Origin of the sequence: Kitasatospora sp. NPDC051705 (genome assembly GCF_044453265.1) — a bacterium.
Lineage (GTDB): Bacteria > Actinomycetota > Actinomycetes > Streptomycetales > Streptomycetaceae > Kitasatospora.
Genome location: NZ_JBITCO010000011.1, coordinates 202102 through 220089, shown reverse-complemented (window position 1 = coordinate 220089; position 17988 = coordinate 202102). Strand labels below are relative to the sequence as shown.

The 17988-nt window shown below is 74.0% G+C and carries 22 protein-coding genes; 7 read left to right on the top strand and 15 right to left on the bottom strand.

Annotation, left to right across the window (positions count from 1 at the left end):
* Positions 1–58: 58 nt before the first annotated feature.
* The 7 genes from ACIA8Q_RS17120 to ACIA8Q_RS17090 form a co-directional block, all read right to left on the bottom strand.
* Positions 59–1279 (bottom strand): acyl-CoA dehydrogenase family protein, encoded by a 1221-nt coding sequence (locus tag ACIA8Q_RS17120; RefSeq protein WP_360220359.1) that lies wholly within the window; start codon positions 1277–1279, stop codon positions 59–61.
* Positions 1280–1282: 3 nt separating this feature from the next.
* Positions 1283–2338, bottom strand: coding sequence for a phosphotransferase family protein (locus tag ACIA8Q_RS17115; RefSeq protein WP_360220356.1), 1056 nt, complete (start codon positions 2336–2338; stop codon positions 1283–1285).
* Between the two features lie 146 nt (positions 2339–2484).
* A complete protein-coding gene (locus ACIA8Q_RS17110; RefSeq protein ID WP_360220353.1) occupies positions 2485–2691 on the bottom strand; it encodes a DUF397 domain-containing protein in 207 nt (68 codons plus the stop codon).
* Positions 2692–2735: 44 nt separating this feature from the next.
* The gene (locus ACIA8Q_RS17105) at positions 2736–2945 is read right to left on the bottom strand and encodes a DUF397 domain-containing protein (protein ID WP_360220350.1); all 210 of its coding nucleotides are present in this window, start codon (positions 2943–2945) and stop codon (positions 2736–2738) included.
* A gap of 41 nt (positions 2946–2986) precedes the next feature.
* On the bottom strand, positions 2987–3196 hold the full coding sequence (locus tag ACIA8Q_RS17100) for a DUF397 domain-containing protein (protein WP_360220347.1): 210 nt from the start codon (positions 3194–3196) through the stop codon (positions 2987–2989).
* 42 nt (positions 3197–3238) lie between these two features.
* A complete protein-coding gene (locus ACIA8Q_RS17095; protein ID WP_360220344.1) occupies positions 3239–3448 on the bottom strand; it encodes a DUF397 domain-containing protein in 210 nt (69 codons plus the stop codon).
* Positions 3449–3450: 2 nt separating this feature from the next.
* Complete coding sequence (locus tag ACIA8Q_RS17090) at positions 3451–4275, bottom strand: helix-turn-helix transcriptional regulator (RefSeq protein ID WP_360220341.1); 825 nt, start codon at positions 4273–4275, stop codon at positions 3451–3453.
* A gap of 157 nt (positions 4276–4432) precedes the next feature.
* On the opposite strand from ACIA8Q_RS17090, the gene ACIA8Q_RS17085 reads away from it, so the two are divergent.
* The 6 genes from ACIA8Q_RS17085 to ACIA8Q_RS17060 all read left to right on the top strand — a co-directional run bounded on the left by ACIA8Q_RS17085 (position 4433) and on the right by ACIA8Q_RS17060 (position 8933).
* A complete protein-coding gene (locus ACIA8Q_RS17085) occupies positions 4433–4753 on the top strand; it encodes a hypothetical protein (RefSeq protein WP_360220338.1) in 321 nt (106 codons plus the stop codon).
* On the top strand, positions 4750–4950 hold the full coding sequence (locus ACIA8Q_RS17080; RefSeq protein WP_360220335.1) for a hypothetical protein: 201 nt from the start codon (positions 4750–4752) through the stop codon (positions 4948–4950). Before ACIA8Q_RS17085 ends, ACIA8Q_RS17080 begins: the two co-directional genes overlap by 4 nt.
* Positions 4947–5162, top strand: coding sequence for a hypothetical protein (locus tag ACIA8Q_RS17075; protein WP_360220332.1), 216 nt, complete (start codon positions 4947–4949; stop codon positions 5160–5162). Before ACIA8Q_RS17080 ends, ACIA8Q_RS17075 begins: the two co-directional genes overlap by 4 nt.
* The gene (locus ACIA8Q_RS17070; RefSeq protein ID WP_396317382.1) at positions 5159–6268 is read left to right on the top strand and encodes a hypothetical protein; all 1110 of its coding nucleotides are present in this window, start codon (positions 5159–5161) and stop codon (positions 6266–6268) included. The genes ACIA8Q_RS17075 and ACIA8Q_RS17070 overlap by 4 nt, the downstream gene beginning before the upstream one ends.
* A 195-nt stretch (positions 6269–6463) precedes the next feature.
* Positions 6464–8035, top strand: coding sequence for an adenosine deaminase (locus ACIA8Q_RS17065; protein WP_396317381.1), 1572 nt, complete (start codon positions 6464–6466; stop codon positions 8033–8035).
* A gap of 412 nt (positions 8036–8447) precedes the next feature.
* Positions 8448–8933, top strand: coding sequence for a hypothetical protein (locus ACIA8Q_RS17060; protein WP_396317380.1), 486 nt, complete (start codon positions 8448–8450; stop codon positions 8931–8933).
* A 316-nt stretch (positions 8934–9249) separates the two neighbouring features.
* Here ACIA8Q_RS17060 and ACIA8Q_RS17055 read toward each other — a convergent pair whose 3' ends face one another.
* The 5 genes from ACIA8Q_RS17055 to ACIA8Q_RS17035 form a co-directional block, all read right to left on the bottom strand.
* On the bottom strand, positions 9250–9702 hold the full coding sequence (locus tag ACIA8Q_RS17055; protein ID WP_387905242.1) for an RNHCP domain-containing protein: 453 nt from the start codon (positions 9700–9702) through the stop codon (positions 9250–9252).
* Between the two features lie 32 nt (positions 9703–9734).
* Positions 9735–10103, bottom strand: coding sequence for an RNHCP domain-containing protein (locus ACIA8Q_RS17050; protein ID WP_360220319.1), 369 nt, complete (start codon positions 10101–10103; stop codon positions 9735–9737).
* 280 nt (positions 10104–10383) lie between these two features.
* Positions 10384–11283, bottom strand: coding sequence for a Gfo/Idh/MocA family protein (locus tag ACIA8Q_RS17045; RefSeq protein ID WP_396317379.1), 900 nt, complete (start codon positions 11281–11283; stop codon positions 10384–10386).
* Positions 11284–11430: 147 nt separating this feature from the next.
* Positions 11431–12099, bottom strand: coding sequence for an O-methyltransferase (locus ACIA8Q_RS17040; protein WP_387905245.1), 669 nt, complete (start codon positions 12097–12099; stop codon positions 11431–11433).
* A 99-nt stretch (positions 12100–12198) separates the two neighbouring features.
* Positions 12199–12864, bottom strand: coding sequence for a DedA family protein (locus ACIA8Q_RS17035; RefSeq protein ID WP_396317378.1), 666 nt, complete (start codon positions 12862–12864; stop codon positions 12199–12201).
* Positions 12865–13322: 458 nt separating this feature from the next.
* Between ACIA8Q_RS17035 and ACIA8Q_RS17030 the strand changes: the two genes are divergently transcribed.
* Entirely contained in the window at positions 13323–14306 is a 984-nt protein-coding gene (locus ACIA8Q_RS17030; protein ID WP_396317377.1) for an alpha/beta fold hydrolase, read from the top strand.
* A gap of 248 nt (positions 14307–14554) precedes the next feature.
* Here ACIA8Q_RS17030 and ACIA8Q_RS17025 read toward each other — a convergent pair whose 3' ends face one another.
* The 3 genes from ACIA8Q_RS17025 to ACIA8Q_RS17015 form a co-directional block, all read right to left on the bottom strand.
* The gene (locus ACIA8Q_RS17025) at positions 14555–15451 is read right to left on the bottom strand and encodes a class I SAM-dependent methyltransferase (protein WP_396317376.1); all 897 of its coding nucleotides are present in this window, start codon (positions 15449–15451) and stop codon (positions 14555–14557) included.
* Between the two features lie 369 nt (positions 15452–15820).
* Positions 15821–16615 carry a fused MFS/spermidine synthase gene (locus tag ACIA8Q_RS17020; RefSeq protein ID WP_360220374.1) on the bottom strand — a complete coding sequence of 265 codons (795 nt, stop codon included), beginning with the start codon at positions 16613–16615 and terminating at the stop codon, positions 15821–15823.
* A 53-nt stretch (positions 16616–16668) separates the two neighbouring features.
* The gene (locus ACIA8Q_RS17015; protein WP_387905255.1) at positions 16669–17685 is read right to left on the bottom strand and encodes an alpha/beta hydrolase; all 1017 of its coding nucleotides are present in this window, start codon (positions 17683–17685) and stop codon (positions 16669–16671) included.
* Between the last annotated feature and the right edge of the window lie 303 nt (positions 17686–17988).

Below are 17988 nucleotides of genomic sequence, written 5' to 3'. Positions count from 1 at the left end.
CGACGTGCACCGGCCCGGCCGGAGGGGCCGGTGCGTCCGCACCCCGCGCGGCAGTCGGTCAGGAGTCGCCCGCGTGGCGGCGGAGCTCGCGGCGGGCCAGGGAGCGCTTGTGGACCTCGTCCGGGCCGTCGGCGAGGCGCAGGGTGCGGTTGCCGGCCCAGAGCTGGGCGAGCGGGGTGTCCTGGCTGACTCCGGCGGCGCCGAACGCCTGGACGGCCTTGTCCAGGATCCACTCCACGGTGCGCGGCGTCGCGATCTTGATCGCTTGGATCTCGGTGTGCGCGCCCCGGTTGCCGACGGTGTCCATCAGCCAGGCCGTCTTCAGCACCAGCAACCGCAACTGCTCGATCCGCACCCGGGATTCGGCGATCCAGTCCTGGACCACGCCCTGCTCGGCCAGCGGGCGGCCGAAGGCGACGCGCTCGCCCACCCGGCGGCACATCAGCTCCAGGGCCCGCTCGGCGATGCCGATCGCCCGCATGCAGTGGTGGATCCGGCCCGGGCCGAGCCGGGCCTGGGCGATGGCGAAGCCGGCGCCCTCCGCCCCGATCAGGTTCCCCGCCGGGACGCGGACGTCCTCGAAGAGCACCTCGGCGTGGCCGCCGTGGTCGGCGTCGTCGTAGCCGAAGACCGTCATGCCGCGCTTCACGGTGACGCCGGGCGTGTCGCGCGGGACGAGCACCATGCTCTGCTGGCGGTGCGGCTCGGCGCCCGGGTCGGTCTTGCCCATGACGATGAGGATCCGGCACTGCGGGTTCATCGCCCCGGTGATGTACCACTTGCGGCCGTTGACCACGTAGTCGTCGCCGTCCCGCTCGATCCGGGTGGCGATGTTGGTGGCGTCCGAGGAGGCCACCTCCGGCTCGGTCATCGCGAAGGCGGAGCGGATCTCGGCGTCCAGCAGCGGGCGCAGCCAGCGCTCGCGCTGCTCGGCCGAGCCGAACTGGGCGAGCAGCTCCATGTTCCCGGTGTCGGGGGCCGCGCAGTTCAGCGCGGGCGGGGCCAGTTGCGGGCTGCGGCCGGTGATCTCGGCGAGCGGCGCGTACTGCAGGTTGGTGAGCCCGGCGCCGTGCTCGCCGGGGATGAAGAGGTTCCACAGGCCCTGCTTGCGGGCCTCGGCCTGGAGCTCGGCCACGACCGGCGGGACGGCCCAGGGGGCGCGGTCCGGGTCGGCCAGCTGCTCGGCGAGGACGGCCTCCGCGGGGTACACGTGGGCGTCCATGAAGGCCAGCAGCTGCGCACGGAGTTCGTTCGTCCGGGCGTCGTAGGCGAAGTCCATCGGTCAGTTCTCCTTGAGGGTGCTCAGGCCGTGCCGGGCGAGGATCGGGGCCATCTCTCCGGCCCGTTCGAACCCGGCGCCGAGGGTGCGGCCCTGCTGGAAGCGGTAGTGGATGCCTTCGGCGACGACGGCGAGCTTGAAGGAGGCGAAGGCCACGTACCAGTCCAGGTCCGCGGCCTGCCGGCCGGTCGACTCGGCGTACCGGGCGACGAGTTCGTCGGGTTTCGGGAAGCCGGGCGCGGTCGCGGCGGAGGGGATGATGCCGCCGCCGACTCCGGCGAGTTCGGTGTACATCACCAGCAGGCCGATGTCGGTGAGCGGGTCGCCGAGGGTGGACATCTCCCAGTCGAGGACGGCGGTGATGACGTCGGTGCCGGCGGTGCCGTCCGTGTCGCCGGAGTCGTCGACGAGGACGTTGTCGAGGCGGTAGTCGCCGTGGACGAGCGCGGGTGCGGGCGAGACGGGGAGGCGCTCGGCGAGCAGCCCGTGCAGCCGGTCCACGGCGGGCAGGTCGCGGCTGCGGGAGTTCGACAGCTGGGTGGACCAGCGGCGCAGCTGGCGCTCCAGGTAGCCGTCGGGGCGGCCGAAGTCGGCGAGGCCGACGGCGGCCGGGTCGATCCGGTGCAGGGCGGCGAGGGTGTCGACGAGGCGGCGGCCGAGGGCGTGGACGCGCGGCGCGCCGAGGGCGGCGAACGGGGCGACGTCGCGGTGGGCGGTGCCGGGGACGTGCTCCATGAGGTACCAGGGGGCGCCGAGGACGTCCGTGCCCGGGTCGAGGAGGAGCGTGCGCGGGACGGGGACGTCGGTGTCGCGCAGGGCGGTCATCACGCGGTGCTCGCGGCCCATGTCGTGCGCGGTGGCGAGGACGTGGCCGAGCGGGGGGCGGCGCAGGACCCAGCGGGTGGTGCCGTCCGAGAGGACGTAGGTGAGGTTGGAGCGGCCGCCCTCGATGAGGGAGGCGGTGAGGGGGCCCTGGACGAGGCCGGGCAGCTCCCGGTCGAGGTGGTTCCGCAGGCGGCCCAGGTCCAGCCCGGGCGGATCGGCGGGTGTCTCGGACATCGGGCGGCTCCTCGGGGGTGGGCGTGGCGTTGACTAAGCGCTTGCTTAGCATTCAGCCGGAGGGCGCACCTGTCAATGGCGGACGGAACGGAACGAGCCCCCGGACCGCAGGGTCCAGGGGCTCGCAGGGGTAGGGCGGTGGTCCGTCAGGCGTCGCCGAACTCTCCGGCGGCGGCAGCGGCCACGAAGGCCCGCCAGGCGTCGGCCGGGAAGAGCAGGACGGGCCCCTCCGGGTCCTTGGAGTCCCGAACGGGCATCACACCGGGAAGGTGGGAGGCGACTTCGACGCAGTTCCCACCGTTCTGGCTGTAGCTCGACTTCACCCATCGGGCAGGCGTCAGGTCGGCGACCATCAGCGAACTCCTTCCGAAGCAGTGGACCAGAGCGAGCGCCCCGGTCAGACGTCGCCGAATTCTCCTGCAGCGGCCGCGACGACGAAGGCCCGCCAGGCGTCGGCCGGGAAGAGCAGGACGGGCCCGGCCGGGTCCTTCGAGTCGCGAACAGGCATAACGCCGGTGAGGCCCTGCGCGACCTCGACGCAATTCCCACCATTGCCACTGCGACGACTCTTCACCCATCGGGCGCCTTCAAGGTCGATGTTCGCCATAGAAGCTCCTTCGATCACGCGGACCATGGCATGGCCTTGCGTCAGGCGTCGCCGAACTCGCCGGCAGCGGCGGCGGCCACGAAGGCCCGCCAGGCGTCGGCCGGGAAGAGCAGGACGGGTCCCTCCGGGTCCTTGGAGTCCCGGACGGGCATCACACCGGGAAACGCGGGGGCGATCTCGACGCAGTTGCCGCCTTGTTGGCTGAAGCTCGACTTCACCCATCGAGCACCAGTCGGGTCGAGGAACATCATCGAGCTCCTTCCGTAGCAGTGGACCAGAGCGAGCGTCTCAGATCAGACGTCGCCGAATTCTCCCGCGGCGGTCGCGGCGACGAAGGCCCGCCAGGCCTCGGCCGGGACAACGAGGGCAGGCCCCTCCGGGTCCTTCGAGTCGCGGACGGGAACGACACCCGGGAAGTCCGGCGAAACCTCCACGCAGGTACCGCCGTTGTCGGAGTACGACGACTTGAACCATGAGGCGCGGGACAGGTCTGGTCGAGTCATGGTCAGAGCTCCTTTCGGGCCTTGTGAATCAGGTCGAGGGTCGCGGCTCTGGTCAGCGCTTCCGCCCGCAACCGATCGTAGGCCTTTTCCCACGCCCTGACAGTCCGGTCATCCCGCACCACGTAGCCCTGGTCGGCAGATTCGGTGTAGCCGACCACCGAACGATCCGCGAACGTCAGCAGGGTGACGACCGATCGAAGCGGGGCGTGTTCGGCCAAGCTGAACGGCGCGATCTGAAAGATCACATCGGGCCTGGCCGCCATCTCCACCAGGTGATCGAGCTGCGCACGCATGGTCACGGCACCCCCCACCGGACGACGAATGCCACTCTCATCTATCACCGCGTGGATGACCGGTGGTTCGGCACGCCTGAGAAGCCGCTGCCGGGCGGCGAGGAACCTCACTCGCTCCTCCGCCTGATCCTGCGTGCTGCTTCCTCGCAGGACTGCCGCCGCCTCTCGCGCGGAGGCGTAGGCCTTGGTCTGGAACAACCCTGGAATCAGGTTCGGCTCAAAGATCCTGATCTCCGACGCGCGAGCCTCCTGCGCAGCGTGCTCGGGGAAACCCTCCAGGAAGCCCTTCCGCCTCATCCCGACCCACATCAGCTCCAGCGTCTGGCCCGTCCCGAGGGCCTTGTCCGCCGCCCTGACGAAGTCTCGGCTGGTGGATTTGCGACCCGTTTCGACCGCCGAGATGTAGCTGTCCGAGTAGCCCATGGCCGCTGCCAGGTCCTGCTGGGTCCAGCCCAGCGCCTCGCGCGAGCTGCGAAGCAGTGCGCCGAAGGACTCACGGGGAGATGACGCCGGATCAAGCTCCTTGCGATTCAAAGCCCGCCCCCAATTCCACCTGAGACACAGACAAGTTGAACGGTTGCCAAGCTTAGAGGACATTGGGCACCCCTGGTAGTCGCACAACTACGGAGAGGATCGGACTGTGAGCAGCCCCAAGCCCCCCACGACCCCGCACGCGCCCCGAGTCGGGGCCGTGGACCGCCTCCAGGTCGTGATGTACCTGGCCAAGACCGATGCCGGCTTCCCGGAGCGCGAGCTCCGCGTCTGCGAGCGGTACGCCGCCGCCTTCGACTGGGGGGTCTCCCTCATCGTCGTGGACGACGAGGTGGACGTGAGGGGCCCGGAGCACCGGCCGATGCTGCGGGCCGCGCTCCAGCGGCTCCTCGACCGCGAGGCGGGCGCCATCCTCGTCCCGACCAAGGCCACCATCTCCCCCATCGACGGCGAGTTCAACGAGTTCGCCGAGCGTGTGGAGAAGGCCTCCGGCTTCATCCAGGTGGCGACCCGCCGATGACGACCGGCCGCTACGCGATCATCCCCGCCGACGACGCCTGCGACGGCTCCTCCTACCCGGTCTGGATCGTCCGCGACCGCACGACCGGCGAGCCCGTCAGGGCCCTCCCGCCGTCCGACGCCCCCCTGCGCTTCTACTCGTACGCCCTCGCGCAGGCCTGGGTCCTCCGGAACGCCCCCGCCCCGGAACCCGCGTGACCGCGGAGTCCCGCTACGAGGTCCGCCTGATCCCGCCGAGCAGCCCGCACTTCCTCCTCCTGGAGTGCTGGGGCCTCTGGGACCCGGCCCGGCACGCCTACCTGCGCGTGCCGGGCTCCTCGGGCCGGATCAGGCGCTTCTACACTCCGACCGCGGCGCAGGCCCACCTGCGCACGCCACCACCCCGCCCGACCGACAGAATGACCGCATGAGGTTGATCCACACCGCGCTCGGCGCCCTGCTGCTCCTGCTGGTCATCGGCAGCATCCTGCGCACCCTGGTCGTCCCGCGCGGGCTCTACTCGGCCCTGGTGCACCGGCTCTGGCGGGTCCTGCGGGCGGTGCTGCGGCTCTACGCGACACCGTTCCGCACCTACCACGCCCAGGACCGGGCCCTGACCTGGCTGGCCCCGCTCGTCCTGCTCGGCATGCTGGCGGTGTGGCTGGGCGGCATGCTCATCGCGTACACACTCCTGCTGCACGGCACCTCCGAACTCGACTGGTCGGTGGCGTTCCGGGAGGCCGGGTCGAGCCTCTTCACGCTGGGCTTCGCGAGCGGCGAACGCCTGCACCTGTCCGTCATCGACTTCATGGCGGCCGCCAGCGGGCCGCTGGTGATCGCCCTGCAGATCTCCTACCTGCCGACCATCTACGCCGCCTACCAGCGGCGCGAGACCGAGGTGACGCTGCTGCAGTCCCGGGCCGGGGAGCCCGCCTGGGGGCCGGAGCTGCTCGCCCGGCAGACCCTGGTCGACACCGAGACGGCGCTGCCCCAGCTGTACCGGGACTGGGAGCGCCTGGCCGCCGACATCGGCGAGAGCCACTCCAACTACCCGGTGCTGCTCTCCTTCCGCTCCCCGCAGCCGAACCGCAGCTGGGTGGTCGGCCTGATCGCGGTGATGGACGCCGCCGCGCTCCACCTCGCCCTCTGCCCCCGCACCGCACCGGCCGAGGCCCGGCTGGTCCTGCGGGCCGGTTTCACGGCGCTGCGCGACATCGGGCGCTCCCTGCGGGTCGACTTCGACCCGGACCCGGACCCGGACGTGCCGATCCGCCTCACCCACACCGAGTACATCGGCGCCGTCGCGATGATCGCCGCCGCGGGCTTCCGCAACGAGCGGCCCGTCGAGGACGCCTGGCGGCACTTCCACGGCTGGCGGGTCAACTACGAGGCCCTCGCCTACGAGCTGGCCCGCCGCAGCGACGCCGTGCCCGCGCTGTGGACCGGCCCGCGGGACTTCCACGCCCCGGTCATCCCCCCGGCCCGCCCGACCGACCGCCGCCCGGGCCCGTCCAGCCCCACGCTCCCGCCCGCCTGAGCCGCCGGCCACGCCTCCCCTCGCCGGACGGCCTCCCGGCCTCCGGCGTCCGACCGCCGACGGACGCCGGAGGCCGTCCGGCCGCTCAACCGTTCGCAGCCGACCGGACCCCGCCCGGCCGCCTGTCCGGGTGAACGCCGCCTGACACGGCGTCGGCAGCCCGCCCCCGGGAGCGGCCGCGACGACCATACGGCCATGTCCCTCTCTCTGCGCCGAACCAGCGCCGCCGCCGTCGCCGCCTGCGCCGCCCTCCTGCTGCCCCTGCTCCCCGCCCAGGCCCACGCGCTGCCGCAGTCCCCCGCCACCGCCGCCCACGGCTCGGAAGCCCGGGTCTCCGCCCTCCTCGACCGGATCCGCGACCGGCCCGAGGCCCTGCGGGCCTTCCTGCACGAGCTGCCCAAGGGCGGCGACCTGCACAACCACCTCTCCGGCGCGGTCTCCACCGAGCTGCTGATCCAGCTGGCCGCCGACGACGGCCTGTGCATCGACGCCACCCTCACGGCCCAGGAGGCGCCCTGCGCCCCCGGTGCCCGTCCGGCCTCCGACGCCCTCTCCGACCCCGCGTTCCGCCAGGACGTCATCCGCGCCTGGTCCATGCAGGACTTCGTACCCGGCGCCGAGTCCGGGCACGACCACTTCTTCGCCACCTTCGGCAAGTTCGGCGAGGCCAGCTGGCGCCACCCGGGCCGGATGCTCGCCGAGGTCACCGACACCATGGCCGACCAGCACCAGGAGTACCTGGAGACGATGATCACCCCGGCCTCCGGCGGGGCGGCCGCGCTCGCCGCCAAGGTCGGCTTCGACCCGGACCTCGCCGCGCTGCGCGCCAAGCTCCTCGCCGACGACGGCATCGCCCGACTCGTCACCCAGGCCCGCGCGGACGCCGACGCGATGTTCGCCGAGTACCAGGCGACGGCCGGCTGCGGCGGCGGCCACCCGGCGCCCGGCTGCGCCGTGACCGTCCGGATCATCTCCCAGGCCTCCCGGGCCTCCACTCCCGCCCGGGTCTTCACCCAACTGCTGCTGGGCATGGAACTCGCCAGCCAGGACGACCGGTTCGTCGCCGTCAACCTCGTCCAGCCGGAGGACTACCCGGCCTCGCTGGAGAACTACACCCTGCAGATGCAGATGCTGGACTACCTGCACCCGCTCTACCCGAAGGCCCACATCACCCTCCACGCCGGCGAGTTGGTCCCCGGCCTGGTCAAGCCGGAGGACCTCCGCTTCCACATCCGCGAGGCCGTGCTGACGGGCCACGCCGAGCGCGTCGGACACGGCGTCGACGTCGTCCACGAGGACGACTCGGCCGACCTCCTGAGGACGCTGGCGCAGCGCCACACCCTGATCGAGGTGCCGCTGACCAGCAACGAGCAGATCCTGCAGGTCTCCGGGCCGGACCACCCGTTCCCGCTGTACCGGCGCAACGGCGTCCCGACCGCGCTGGCCACCGACGACCCGGGCGTCTCGCGCGGCGACATCACCGAGGAGTACCGGAAGGCGACCACCCGCTACCAGCTGGGCTACCGCGACCTGAAGGACCTGGCCCGCACCTCCCTCGAGTACGCCTTCCTGCCCGGCCGCAGCCTCTGGCAGGACCGCGACGGCTTCCTCCCGGCACCCGAGTGCGCCGGCGAGACCATCGGCGCCGCCCACCCGGGCCCGGCCTGCGACGCCCTGCTCGCCGCCAGCCCCAAGGCCCAGGCCCAGTGGCAGGAGGAGTGCGCCTTCACCGACTTCGAGACGGCCGTCCTCCACCGCCGCGACTGACCCCGACCACCCCCGACGGGGGGGGGGGGGGGGGGCCCCCCCGGGGCCCCCCCCCCCCCCCCAACCCCCCCGGGGGGCCCCCCCGGGGGCCCCCCGCGCGGGGGGGGGGGGGGCCGGGGGCCGGGGGGGCCCCGCCCCCGCCCCCCCGCGGCCCGCCCCCGCCCCCGCCCCCCCCCCCCGCCCCCCCCCCCGGCGGGGGGGGGCCCCCCCCCGGGGCCCCCCCCCCGCGCCGTCATACCGTTCCGAGGCATCGACTGGGGCTCCGCCGGCGGTGGGCTGTTCGGCGACGGCGAAGGTCTCGACGACACGCAGGCCGAACTCGACGTCGCAGGAGAGCGGTTCGCCACCTCCCGCGAACGGAAGGAACGTCGGAGGCACCCAAGGACCCGCGCTCTCCTCACCTTCGGAGCACGTGGACGCGCTCGCGCTCACGGCGCTGCAGGATCTGGCGTCCGCGCTCGGGGAGCAGGGCCGCGCCGGGTTCAAGGACACCTTCGGCGCGCTCAAGCTGGATCCGGCGGCCGGCCGGGTCGTGCTGTTCGCGACGGACGAACCACGGGCGAAGGAACTCGTCGCGGCCGCGAGCAAGGCACACCCGGGCATCGAGACGCAACGCACGGAGATCCGGCACGCCGCCTTCTCCCGGTCGACCGTCGACCCCGTCCTCCAGAAGATCGGCAACGCGGCACAGGCCGGCTCGCTGCCCTTCCCGGTCCATACCGCGGCCCTGCTCCCGGACGCTTCCGGGATCACGGTCACCACGACCAGGGAGGGTGCGACGTCGCCGGCCCTCAGGAAGGCCGTGGCGGAACTTGCCGGCGCCGTACCGGTGTCGTACGAGGAGAGCGGCCCCGTACACAACCTGGATGCCACGGCTCAGATGGTGCCGCCACCGTGACCCACCACTGACCGACCACTCCCCGGCGCGGCGGGCCCACAGCGGTGCTGCCGCGCCGTCGTACTCCGCCGCGCCGACGAGATCCTCTCCGGAGCGGACAGATGTGTCCCGTGACTTCCGTTAGATCTGGACCGGTTGCTGACCGCCCCGCCGAGGCCGGCACCCGCACGGCGCGGGTACCGGCCTCTCCCCCTGCCCGGGGCACCAGGCGAAGCCTGATCCGGCCGCCATACCGAGGTCGAGGGGCGATCGGACACCGCGCCCGGGGCCCGGAGCCGCACGGGGGCGGGTCCGGGCACCGGGGCGGTCCGCCGGGCTAGAGGCGGAGCAGGGCCCGGCCGGCCATCCGGTTGTCCCGCAGCGGTCTGAGCACCAGCCGGACCAGGGCCAGCGGGTTGTCGTCGCCGGCGATCCGGTTGGCGCTCAACTCGCCGCAGGACAGGCACTGGTGGATGATCAGCCATTCGCCGTCCGGCCGGGCGGACATGCTCAGCGCCGCCATCCGGCCCCGGCAGTCGGCGGCCCGGTCACCCGGGACCCTCCGGTCGACGTGCAGGCTGACCAGGCAGTTCGGGCAGTGGTTGCGGTGCGCGGTGCCGGGGGCGTCCAGCGGGACGTCCAGCCGGCAGCCGACGCACCGGAAGTCGTTCGCCCGGTGCCCGCCCCTCGCGCGCAGCACGTCCCTGGCGTGCAGGACGTCCTTGTGCCGCTGCGGACGGCGGCGTGAACGGCGCTGCCCGCCGTCGTGCTCGTTCTTTCGTCGTGGCATGCTCGGCGCTTCCTCCATCCTCGCGCGGCCGTTCAGAGGGTCCCGAACGCTTCGAGCGGGAAGGGCGGTTGGGCGAGCGGCCGGACGGCCATCCGCATCAGGACGAGCTGGTTGTCGTCCGGGCAGACCGGATTGGACGTCAGCTCGTCGCAGCGCACGCAGCGGTGCACGACCATCCAGTCGCCGGTGCGCAGCACCGCGATGGCGATCGGCGACATCCGGCCGTGGCACTCGCTCGGGCCGCCCTCGACCTGGTCCAGGACGTGCCGGGAATGCAGGCAGGACGGGCAGTGGTTGCGCCGCGTGCCGTCGGCGGCGTGGGTGGAGACCGTCAGCCCGCACCAGGTGCAGGTGAACGTGTCGGTCTTGAAGGCCTTGAGGGCATTGGTGGTGCTGGACACCCGGGGTGCTCCTTGCTGGAGATGTGCGATGGCAGCAAGAGCAGGCCGAGCGGCCCCGACCGGTCCGTGCGGACCGGCTACGCGGTGCGGCGAGGCGCGCTCGGCGCGATCCGGGACATCAAGACACCCTTTCCGGTGGGCTCACGGCCCTGACGAGGACGAACGGGACGACGGTGGAGCGGCCTCACGCTAACAACGGGCCGCACGCCGCCGCCACCGGTTTTCGGCGCGCCCGTCCGTAGGCCGCGCCCGGCCCGCCCGCCCGGCCCCCGGACAGAACCTAGATCTCGACCGGGGCGCCGGTCGCCAGCGACTGCTCGGCGGCGGCGAGGATCTCGACGACGCGCAGACCGAAGTCGGCGTCGCAGGGGTGCGGCCGGGCGGTGGCCGCCGAGGTGTGCAGGGCGTCCAGGGCGCGGTGGAGCGCCGCGACCGGCCCCTCGCCGCGTTCGGGGAGCTGGGCGACACCGTGCTCGCCGCGCAGTTCCATGCCGGTGCCGCCGGCCGCGACCGGCGCGGTGAGGCTGAGGGCGAGGGTGCTGGACGCGCCGGCGGCGTGCCGGACGACCAGGTGGACGGTGTCCAGCGGCCCGGCGGCGGCCGTCACCCGCGTCGCGTCGCCGAGCACCGGGAGCAGCACGGACAGCGCGTGCGGGCCGACGTCCCACAGCGCGCCCTTCTCCCGGCGCCACGGCGAGGAGGCGTACGGGCTGGAGCTGCCGGGGGCGAACACCGAGCCGAGCCAGTCGGAGCGGCCGGTGAACCAGCCGCCGAGCTCCGCCTGCCGTTCGATCCAGGGCATCTGCTCGCCGCCGAAGCGGACGGTGAAGAAGACCACCGAGGCGACCCCGTGGGCCCGCACCGCCTCGGCGACGGCGCGGGCGTCCGGCACGGTCAGTGCGACGGGCTTGTCGAGCAGCAGGTGGCAGCCGGCTTCGGCGGCCCGCACGGCGAGGCCGGGCTGGACGGCCGGGGGCAGCGCGATGGAGACCGCGTCCACCTCGGCCAGCAGCTCGTCGAGGTCCGTGTACCCGCGGACGGCGTACGCCCCGCCGAGGGCCGTGGCCGCCTCGGGCCGGCGGGCCCAGACGCCGGTGAACTCGAAGCCGGGGTGTTCGGCGAGGACGGGTGCGTGGACCCGCTCCGCCCAGGGGCCTGCGCCCAGCAGTCCGATCCGCACGGTGTCTCCGTTCCTGCGTGGTGCGATGGTGCGAGGTGGTTCGGGGTGGTTCAGGGTGATGCGAGCTGATGCGGGGTGGTTCGAGGTGAGGCGAGGTGGCGCGAAGGGGTCGGGCGGGGGCGCCCGGGCCCCCGGGCGCGCCGGGGCTCAGCCCTGTACGCGGGCCAGCGTGAAGCCGTCGTAGCCCTTGCTGCCGACGGTCTGCACGGACGTCGCCGTCACCCGCGGCTCGGCGGCGATCAGGTCGTGCAGCGCCCGGGTGCCGACCACGGCGGGGTCGGTGCTGTCGGCGTCGGCGATCGCCCCGCCGCGCACCACGTTGTCGACGATGATCAGCGAGCCGGGGCGGGTGAGCTCCAGGGCCCGGCGGAAGTACTCGGGGTTGCTGGGCTTGTCGGCGTCGATGAACACCAGGTCGAAGGGCTCGGTGCCGTCCTGAACCAGCGCGGCGAGCGAGTCGGCGGCCCGGCCGAGCCGCACCTCGGCGACCTTGTCCAGCCCGGCGTGCGCGAGGTTGCCGCGGGCGACCTCGGCGTGCTTAGGGTCGATCTCCAGGGTGATCAGGGTGCCGTCGGCGGGCAGTGCCCGGGCCAGCCAGATCGCGCTGTAGCCGCCGAGGGTGCCGACCTCCAGGATCCGGCGCGCGCCCTGCGTCAGCGCCAGCAGGTGCAGCAGCTTGCCCTGGTTGGGGGCCACCGCGATGTGCGGCAGCCCGGCGGCGTCGGCGGCGGCCTCCGCGGCCTCGAGCGCCGGGTCGTGGCCGACCAGCTGCTCGGAGAAGTACGCGTCCACGGCGTCCCACGTCGGCTGGGTCATCGGGCCCTCCTGGGTGTGCATGATCGACAGGTACCCCGCCGATGCTACTCCGGGGGCCCGACACCCCTCCGTGGCCGCCGCGGACGGCCCGTCAGTGCGTCAGTCCGCGACCGGCGCCTTCGCGGCACCGGCTGCCGCGGCGGCCTCCTCGGCCTCGATCTTCGCGTGGGTCTTCGCGGCCCGGCGCTTCATGATCCACGCCGAGAGCGCTCCGATCACCAGGGCCGCGGCCAGGCCCGCCCAGGAGAACCGGGCCAGCCACGGCTCGATGCTCTTGCCGACCTTGTAGACGAGCAGCGTCGTACCGCCGGCCCAGACCACGCCGCCCAGCACGTTGGCGATCAGGAACTTCCAGTACGGCATCTTCAGAGCGCCCGCGAGCGGCCCCGCGAAGATGCGCAGCAGGGCGATGAACCGGCCGAAGAAGACCGCCCACATGCCCCACTTCTGGAACGAGCGCTCGGCGGTGGCCAGGTGCGAGGGCCCGAAGTGCTTCGGGAACTTTCTCCCGAGCTTCTCGAACAGCGGCTTGCCGCCCTTGCGTCCGATCGAGTAGCCGATCGAGTCGCCGATGATCGCGCCCGCGATCGCGACGCCCGCGACGCCCCACGGGCTCACCACACCCTTGACCGACATCAGGGCCGCCGTCACCAGCGCGATCTCGCCGGGCAGCGGGATGCCCAGCGACTCGAGCCCGATGATCAGGCCGACGAGGGCGTACACCGCGCCCGGTGGGACGCTCTCGATCCAGGCGTCGATGTGCAAGGCCAGTACCTCCGTGGCAGGCCGGGACGGGCGCGGCCCTCAGGGGCGCGCCCGTCCCGGTAGTCGTCCGTCGCGGCCCCAGGCCGCTCCCCCTCAGGGCAGGGTAACGCGCCGGAGGGGCCCGTTCCCCCCGCCGATCGCCTGGTCCGCACCTGGTCTTACGACGTACGGCGGGTGGCCGTGGTTCCGGTACGGTGCCGCGAATCCCAAGAATAGGCAAAGCGCGGTGCGACCACGGACGGCCGCCCCCGCGCGGACGGGTGTGACCGGCTCCCGCTTTGCCGAAACGGCAACAACGCTGGCTGCGGTCGCGGCGGGCGGGACAGGATCGGAGCCCGCCGGACCGGACCACGACGGACCGACTCCTGCTCCTGCTCCTGCTCCTGCTCCCTCTCCTTCTCCGACTGCTGCTCCTGCTCCGACCCGGCGCGGGACGGTCGACACCCCTTGGAGGGCCCATGCCTCAGCACGTCACCGCAGGCCCCGTACACCGATCGGTCCCCACCCCGGCGGGCCGGATCCACCTGGTGGAACAGGGCACGGGCCCGCTGGTGCTGCTCGTCCACGGCTTCCCCGAGTCCTGGTACTCCTGGCGGCACCAGCTTCCGGCGGTGGCCGGTGCCGGGTACCGGGCGGTGGCGATCGACGTGCGGGGGTACGGCCGCTCCTCCAGGCCCGAGGCCGTGGACGCGTACCGGATGCTGGACCTGGTGGAGGACAACGTCGCCGTGGTGCGGGCCCTGGGCGAGCGGTCGGCAGTGATCGTCGGACACGACTGGGGAGCCACGATCGCCGCCGACTCGGCGCTGAAGCGACCGGACGTCTTCCGGGCGGTGGGGATGCTCAGCGTGCCGTACACCCCGCGCGGCGGGCCGCGGCCCAGCGAGGTGTTCGCCGGAATGGGCGGCGACCAGGAGTTCTACGTCTCCTACTTCCAGGAGCCCGGGCGGGCCGAGGCCGAGATCGAGCCCGATGTGCGCGGCTGGCTCGCCGGCTTCTACGCGGCGCTGTCCGCCGACACCATGCCCGCACCCCACGAGGCGGACCCGCACTTCGTCTCCCGGGGCGGCACGCTGCGCGACCGGTTCCCGGCCGGCCGGCTGCCCTCCTGGCTCGGCGAGGACGATCTCGACGTCTACGCCGGGGAGTTCGAGCGCACCGGCCTCAGCGGCGCACTCAACCGCTACCGGAACATGGACCGCGACTGGGCGGACCTCGCCGACCTCGACGGCGCCCCGATCACCCAGCCCTCCCTCTTCGCCGGCGGCGCCCTGGACGCCTCCACCCGGTGGCTGGCGGACGCGATCGACGCGTTCCCCACCACTCTGCCCGGCCTGGTCTCCTCGCACCTGCTCGACGGCTGCGGTCACTGGATCCAGCAGGAGCGGCCCACCGAGGTCAACCGGCTCCTGACCGGCTGGCTCGCCGCACTGCCCGCCTGAATCCCGCCCCGCCGTCCGATCCGCTCGCCGTCCGGTCCATCCGCCGTCCGATCCGCACGCCGTCCGATCCGCACGCCGTCCGATCCATCCGCCGTCCGATCCGCACGCCGCGGGACCCGGAAGGACGGGAAGGATCCGCGGGACCGGCACCGGCACCGTTCGGGGGCCGTCCGAGCCGGAGCGGCCGGCCCCCTCAGCGGTCACGCCCGGGGTCGCTCAGGGCGCACAGGGCCCCCCGGGCGCGCAGGTCACTCGGGCAGCTCAGGGCGCTCAGGGCGCCCGGCCCGCCCGGCCCGCTCGGCGAAGTCCAGGACCGTGATCGAGGGACGACGGGCGGCCACCGGCGGAACGCTCAGCGCGACGGGCAGCAGGGCGCCGAGCAGCCCCCGGCCGCCGACCGGCCGCACCTCCCGCACCGAGGCCACCGCAGGACTCGCAGTGCCGAGCTTCACCTGCTCGCCCGCGTCCATCGCCCACGGCATCGGGGGCACCTGGTAGCCGCGCATGCGCATCCGGCCGCTGCGGGTGGCCCGGCCGAACCAGCGCGGCACCGCGTCCAGCACCAGCGAGCCGCCCGGGAACCGCTCGGCACAGCCCGCGATCAGGGTCCTCACCCGCTCGGGCGGGAGGTACATCAGCAGGCCCTGCGCGGTGATCAGGACCCCGTGCTCCCGGTCCACCTCGTCGGCCCACCCCAGGTCGGTGGCGTCAGCGGCCAGATAGCGCTGCCGCGGCCCGGGCGGCAGCAGCTCCTCCCGCAGCGCCACCGACTCGGGCAGGTCCACGGTGAGCCACCGGGCCCGCCCGTTGTCGACCCGCCAGTACTGCGTCTCCAGGCCCTCGCCCAGACAGACGACGGTGCCGCGCGGCTCCCGCGCCAGGAAGTCCGCCACCTCGCGGTCGAAGCAGGCCACCCGCAGCGCCTGGAGCTGCGCCTGGCTGCCGCTCGTGCCGAACCGCTCGGCGAAGGGGTAGTCGATCCGTCCGACCAGCTCGACGGCCTTGGGGTCGCGCAGCACCGCGTCCGGGCGGCCGGCCTCGACGGCACGCTGGTACAGCGTCCAGAGCGCGGTCTCGGGCACGGCGCCCAGGTCGACCGACAGCAGTCCGGTCGACGGCGGCGCGGGCGGTTCGTCAGTGGCCACGCGGGTCTCCTCAGGAGCGGCGGAATCAACGGCGGCAGGACCAGCGGGGCGCCGCGACCGGACCGGAACGGCGAGGGCGGCGAGGATCACGGGGGCCGGCCCTCGGTCGGGCACCGGTGCGCGGCGCGGTGGACTCGCCGGGGCGGCATCCCCGGCCGGAGCCGCTGGAACTGGATCACCCGCAGACTACCGAACGGCCGCACGCGGTACCGGAGGGCGCGGCAGAGTGTCCGGCTCCGCGGGCCCGGCGATCGCGCCACCCGGCCCGCGCATCGCCGCCGGAGAACGCACCGCCGCCGGACGACGCGCCGCCCGGGTGGGGCCGCGGGTCGGCGGCGAAACCGGGGCCCGGTAGCGGCGGGACCGGGCTCAGCCGACGCTGAAGGCCCCGTCCGGCGGGGGCGGGGAGTCGGTGGCCTCGGCGTCCGTCACCGGCGCCGTCCGGCCGACCAGGGCGGCCAGGTCGGCGCCCTCGGTGAGCCGGGCCGGGAAGACGTCGCCCGCCAGCAGCCGGCTCAGCTCCGCCACCGGCAGCGGCGCCGTCGAACCGGCCAGCAGGATGTTGCCGTAACGGCGGCCGCGCAGCACCGGCGCCTCCGCGACCAGGCAGGTGTACGGGAACACCGCCGCGACCGTCGCCGCCTGCGCCCGGGCGAAGGCCAGCGGCGGGCCGTCCGCGAGGTTCGCCGCGTAGCAGCCGCCGGGGCGCAGCGCGGCCGCCGCCAGCCGGACGAACTCCACCGAGGTCAGGTGCGCCGGGGTGCGCGAGCCGTGGAAGACGTCCGCGATCACCAGGTCCTGCGAGCCGGCCGGGGCCCCGGCGAGGGCGGCCCGGGCGTCGCCGACCGTCGCGGTGACGTCCGCGCCGGGCGCCTGCCAGGGCAGGTGCTCCTCGACCAGCGCGAGCAGCGGCCCGTCCACCTCCACCACCCGCTGCCGGGAGCCGGGTCGGGTGGCCGCCAGGTAGCGGGGCAGGGTGAGCGCGCCGCCGCCCAGGTGCAGCACGTCCAGCGGGCGGCCGGCCGGGGCCAGCGCGTCCGCGAGGTGGCCGAGCCGGCGGGTGTACTCGAACTCCAGGTGGGTGGGGTCGGCCAGGTCCACGTAGGACTGCGGGGTGCCGTCCAGGGTGAGCAGCCAGGCGCCCGCCCGGTCGATGTCCGGCATCAGCTTGGCGAAGCCGAGGTCGGTCTGCCGGCCGACCGGGACGGGCTCGTCCGTCACGCCGACTCCCCCACCGGTGCCCCGGCCCGGGACGGCGCGGCCGCTGCGGCCCCGGCCGCCGGCACGACGTCCAGGTAGGCGGCGAGCCAGCGGTCCAGCTCGGCGAAGACCTGCGCGCGGGCGGCCTCGCCGGACAGCACCAGGTCGTGCATGCCGCCCTCGATCCGGACGACGGTGACGTGCCGGCCCAGCCGCGGGCCCTCGGCGGCGATGTCGTCCGCGCGCAGCACGCCGTCCGCGTGGTGCAGCGCGTTGTGCCACTTGGTGGTGGAGATCGAGGCGGTGGACGCCGCCAGCAGCACCGGCACGTCGATGCCCAGGCCGTGCCGCAGCCGGCGGTGGCCCTGGTGGATCGCCGCCAGCCAGCCCGCGTACAGCGGGAAGCCCTCGGGGGACTTCAGGGTGAGGTCGAAGTCCCACTCGCCCCGGTGGTCCTTGTGCAGGCTGTGGGTGTAGTGCGGGTTCAGGGCGGAGGGCAGCACCCGGGTGGGCGCCAGCCGTCCGAGCGCCGTGACGGCCGGGCCGCCGACGGTGCGCACCGCGGGCGCGGTCGGCATCGACAGGAACGGGCTGTTCAGGAAGAGCCCGTCCACCAGCCCGCGCCCGGCGCGCCGGGACGCCCACAGCGCGCCGACCAGCCCGCCGGTGGAGTGCCCGTTCAGCAGCAGCTGCCGGTGCCCGTCCACCTCCCGGATGATCCGCACCGCCTCGTCGATCTCCTCGTCGTACTCGGCGAGGTCGCGCACGAAGTTCGGCGACTGGTGGGGGCGCAGCGAGCGGCCGTACTTGCGCAGGTCCAGGGCGTAGAACGAGAACCCGAGCTCGGCGAAGTGGTCGGCCAGATTGGTCTGGAAGAAGTAGTCGTTGTAGCCGTGGATGTACAGCACGGCCCGCTCCGAGCCGGGCACCCGACGCCGCACCAGGGTGGCGCAGACCGGCCCCTCGTCGTCGGGCCGCAGGGTCAGCTCGGCCGCCTCGTAGGGGGCACCCAGGACGTCTTCCCGAAACTCCATCTGCCGCCGCACCCGTCCTCCGCTCGGCCCGCCGCTCCGGCGGGTCTCCACCGTTCCGCGCCCGACGATACCGGCCGGTAGCCCGGCCCGCCGAACTGATCCCCGCCCCGCGGGGAGCAGTGCGGCGGCGGAGCGGAACGTTCGCGCGCGGGCACCCCGGCCTCCTGGCCGACGGGCGCTCTCCGGCTCCGGCGGAGTTGGTACGGTTGAGCCCCGTTCCGCCGGCGGGCCGAGGGCGGGTCACCGCCGGCCGGGCGTGCCGGTACGGGCACGGGGTACGGACGGCACGGGGGGACGGGCGAC

What these genes read in the sequence shown, in the direction of transcription:
- ACIA8Q_RS17015 (WP_387905255.1), bottom strand. Translation starts at nt 17,685, where the DNA reads ATGGAGTTTCGGGAAGACGTCCTGGGTGCCCCCTACGAGGCGGCCGAG.
- ACIA8Q_RS17030 (WP_396317377.1), top strand. Translation starts at nt 13,323, where the DNA reads ATGCCTCAGCACGTCACCGCAGGCCCCGTACACCGATCGGTCCCCACC.
- ACIA8Q_RS17055 (WP_387905242.1), bottom strand. Translation starts at nt 9,702, where the DNA reads ATGCCACGACGAAAGAACGAGCACGACGGCGGGCAGCGCCGTTCACGC.
- ACIA8Q_RS17095 (WP_360220344.1), bottom strand. Translation starts at nt 3,448, where the DNA reads ATGACTCGACCAGACCTGTCCCGCGCCTCATGGTTCAAGTCGTCGTAC.
- ACIA8Q_RS17070 (WP_396317382.1), top strand. Translation starts at nt 5,159, where the DNA reads ATGAGGTTGATCCACACCGCGCTCGGCGCCCTGCTGCTCCTGCTGGTC.
- ACIA8Q_RS17065 (WP_396317381.1), top strand. Translation starts at nt 6,464, where the DNA reads ATGTCCCTCTCTCTGCGCCGAACCAGCGCCGCCGCCGTCGCCGCCTGC.
- ACIA8Q_RS17100 (WP_360220347.1), bottom strand. Translation starts at nt 3,196, where the DNA reads ATGATGTTCCTCGACCCGACTGGTGCTCGATGGGTGAAGTCGAGCTTC.
- ACIA8Q_RS17020 (WP_360220374.1), bottom strand. Translation starts at nt 16,615, where the DNA reads ATGCCGGACATCGACCGGGCGGGCGCCTGGCTGCTCACCCTGGACGGC.
- ACIA8Q_RS17105 (WP_360220350.1), bottom strand. Translation starts at nt 2,945, where the DNA reads ATGGCGAACATCGACCTTGAAGGCGCCCGATGGGTGAAGAGTCGTCGC.
- ACIA8Q_RS17080 (WP_360220335.1), top strand. Translation starts at nt 4,750, where the DNA reads ATGACGACCGGCCGCTACGCGATCATCCCCGCCGACGACGCCTGCGAC.
- ACIA8Q_RS17110 (WP_360220353.1), bottom strand. Translation starts at nt 2,691, where the DNA reads ATGGTCGCCGACCTGACGCCTGCCCGATGGGTGAAGTCGAGCTACAGC.
- ACIA8Q_RS17040 (WP_387905245.1), bottom strand. Translation starts at nt 12,099, where the DNA reads ATGACCCAGCCGACGTGGGACGCCGTGGACGCGTACTTCTCCGAGCAG.
- ACIA8Q_RS17115 (WP_360220356.1), bottom strand. Translation starts at nt 2,338, where the DNA reads ATGTCCGAGACACCCGCCGATCCGCCCGGGCTGGACCTGGGCCGCCTG.
- ACIA8Q_RS17120 (WP_360220359.1), bottom strand. Translation starts at nt 1,279, where the DNA reads ATGGACTTCGCCTACGACGCCCGGACGAACGAACTCCGTGCGCAGCTG.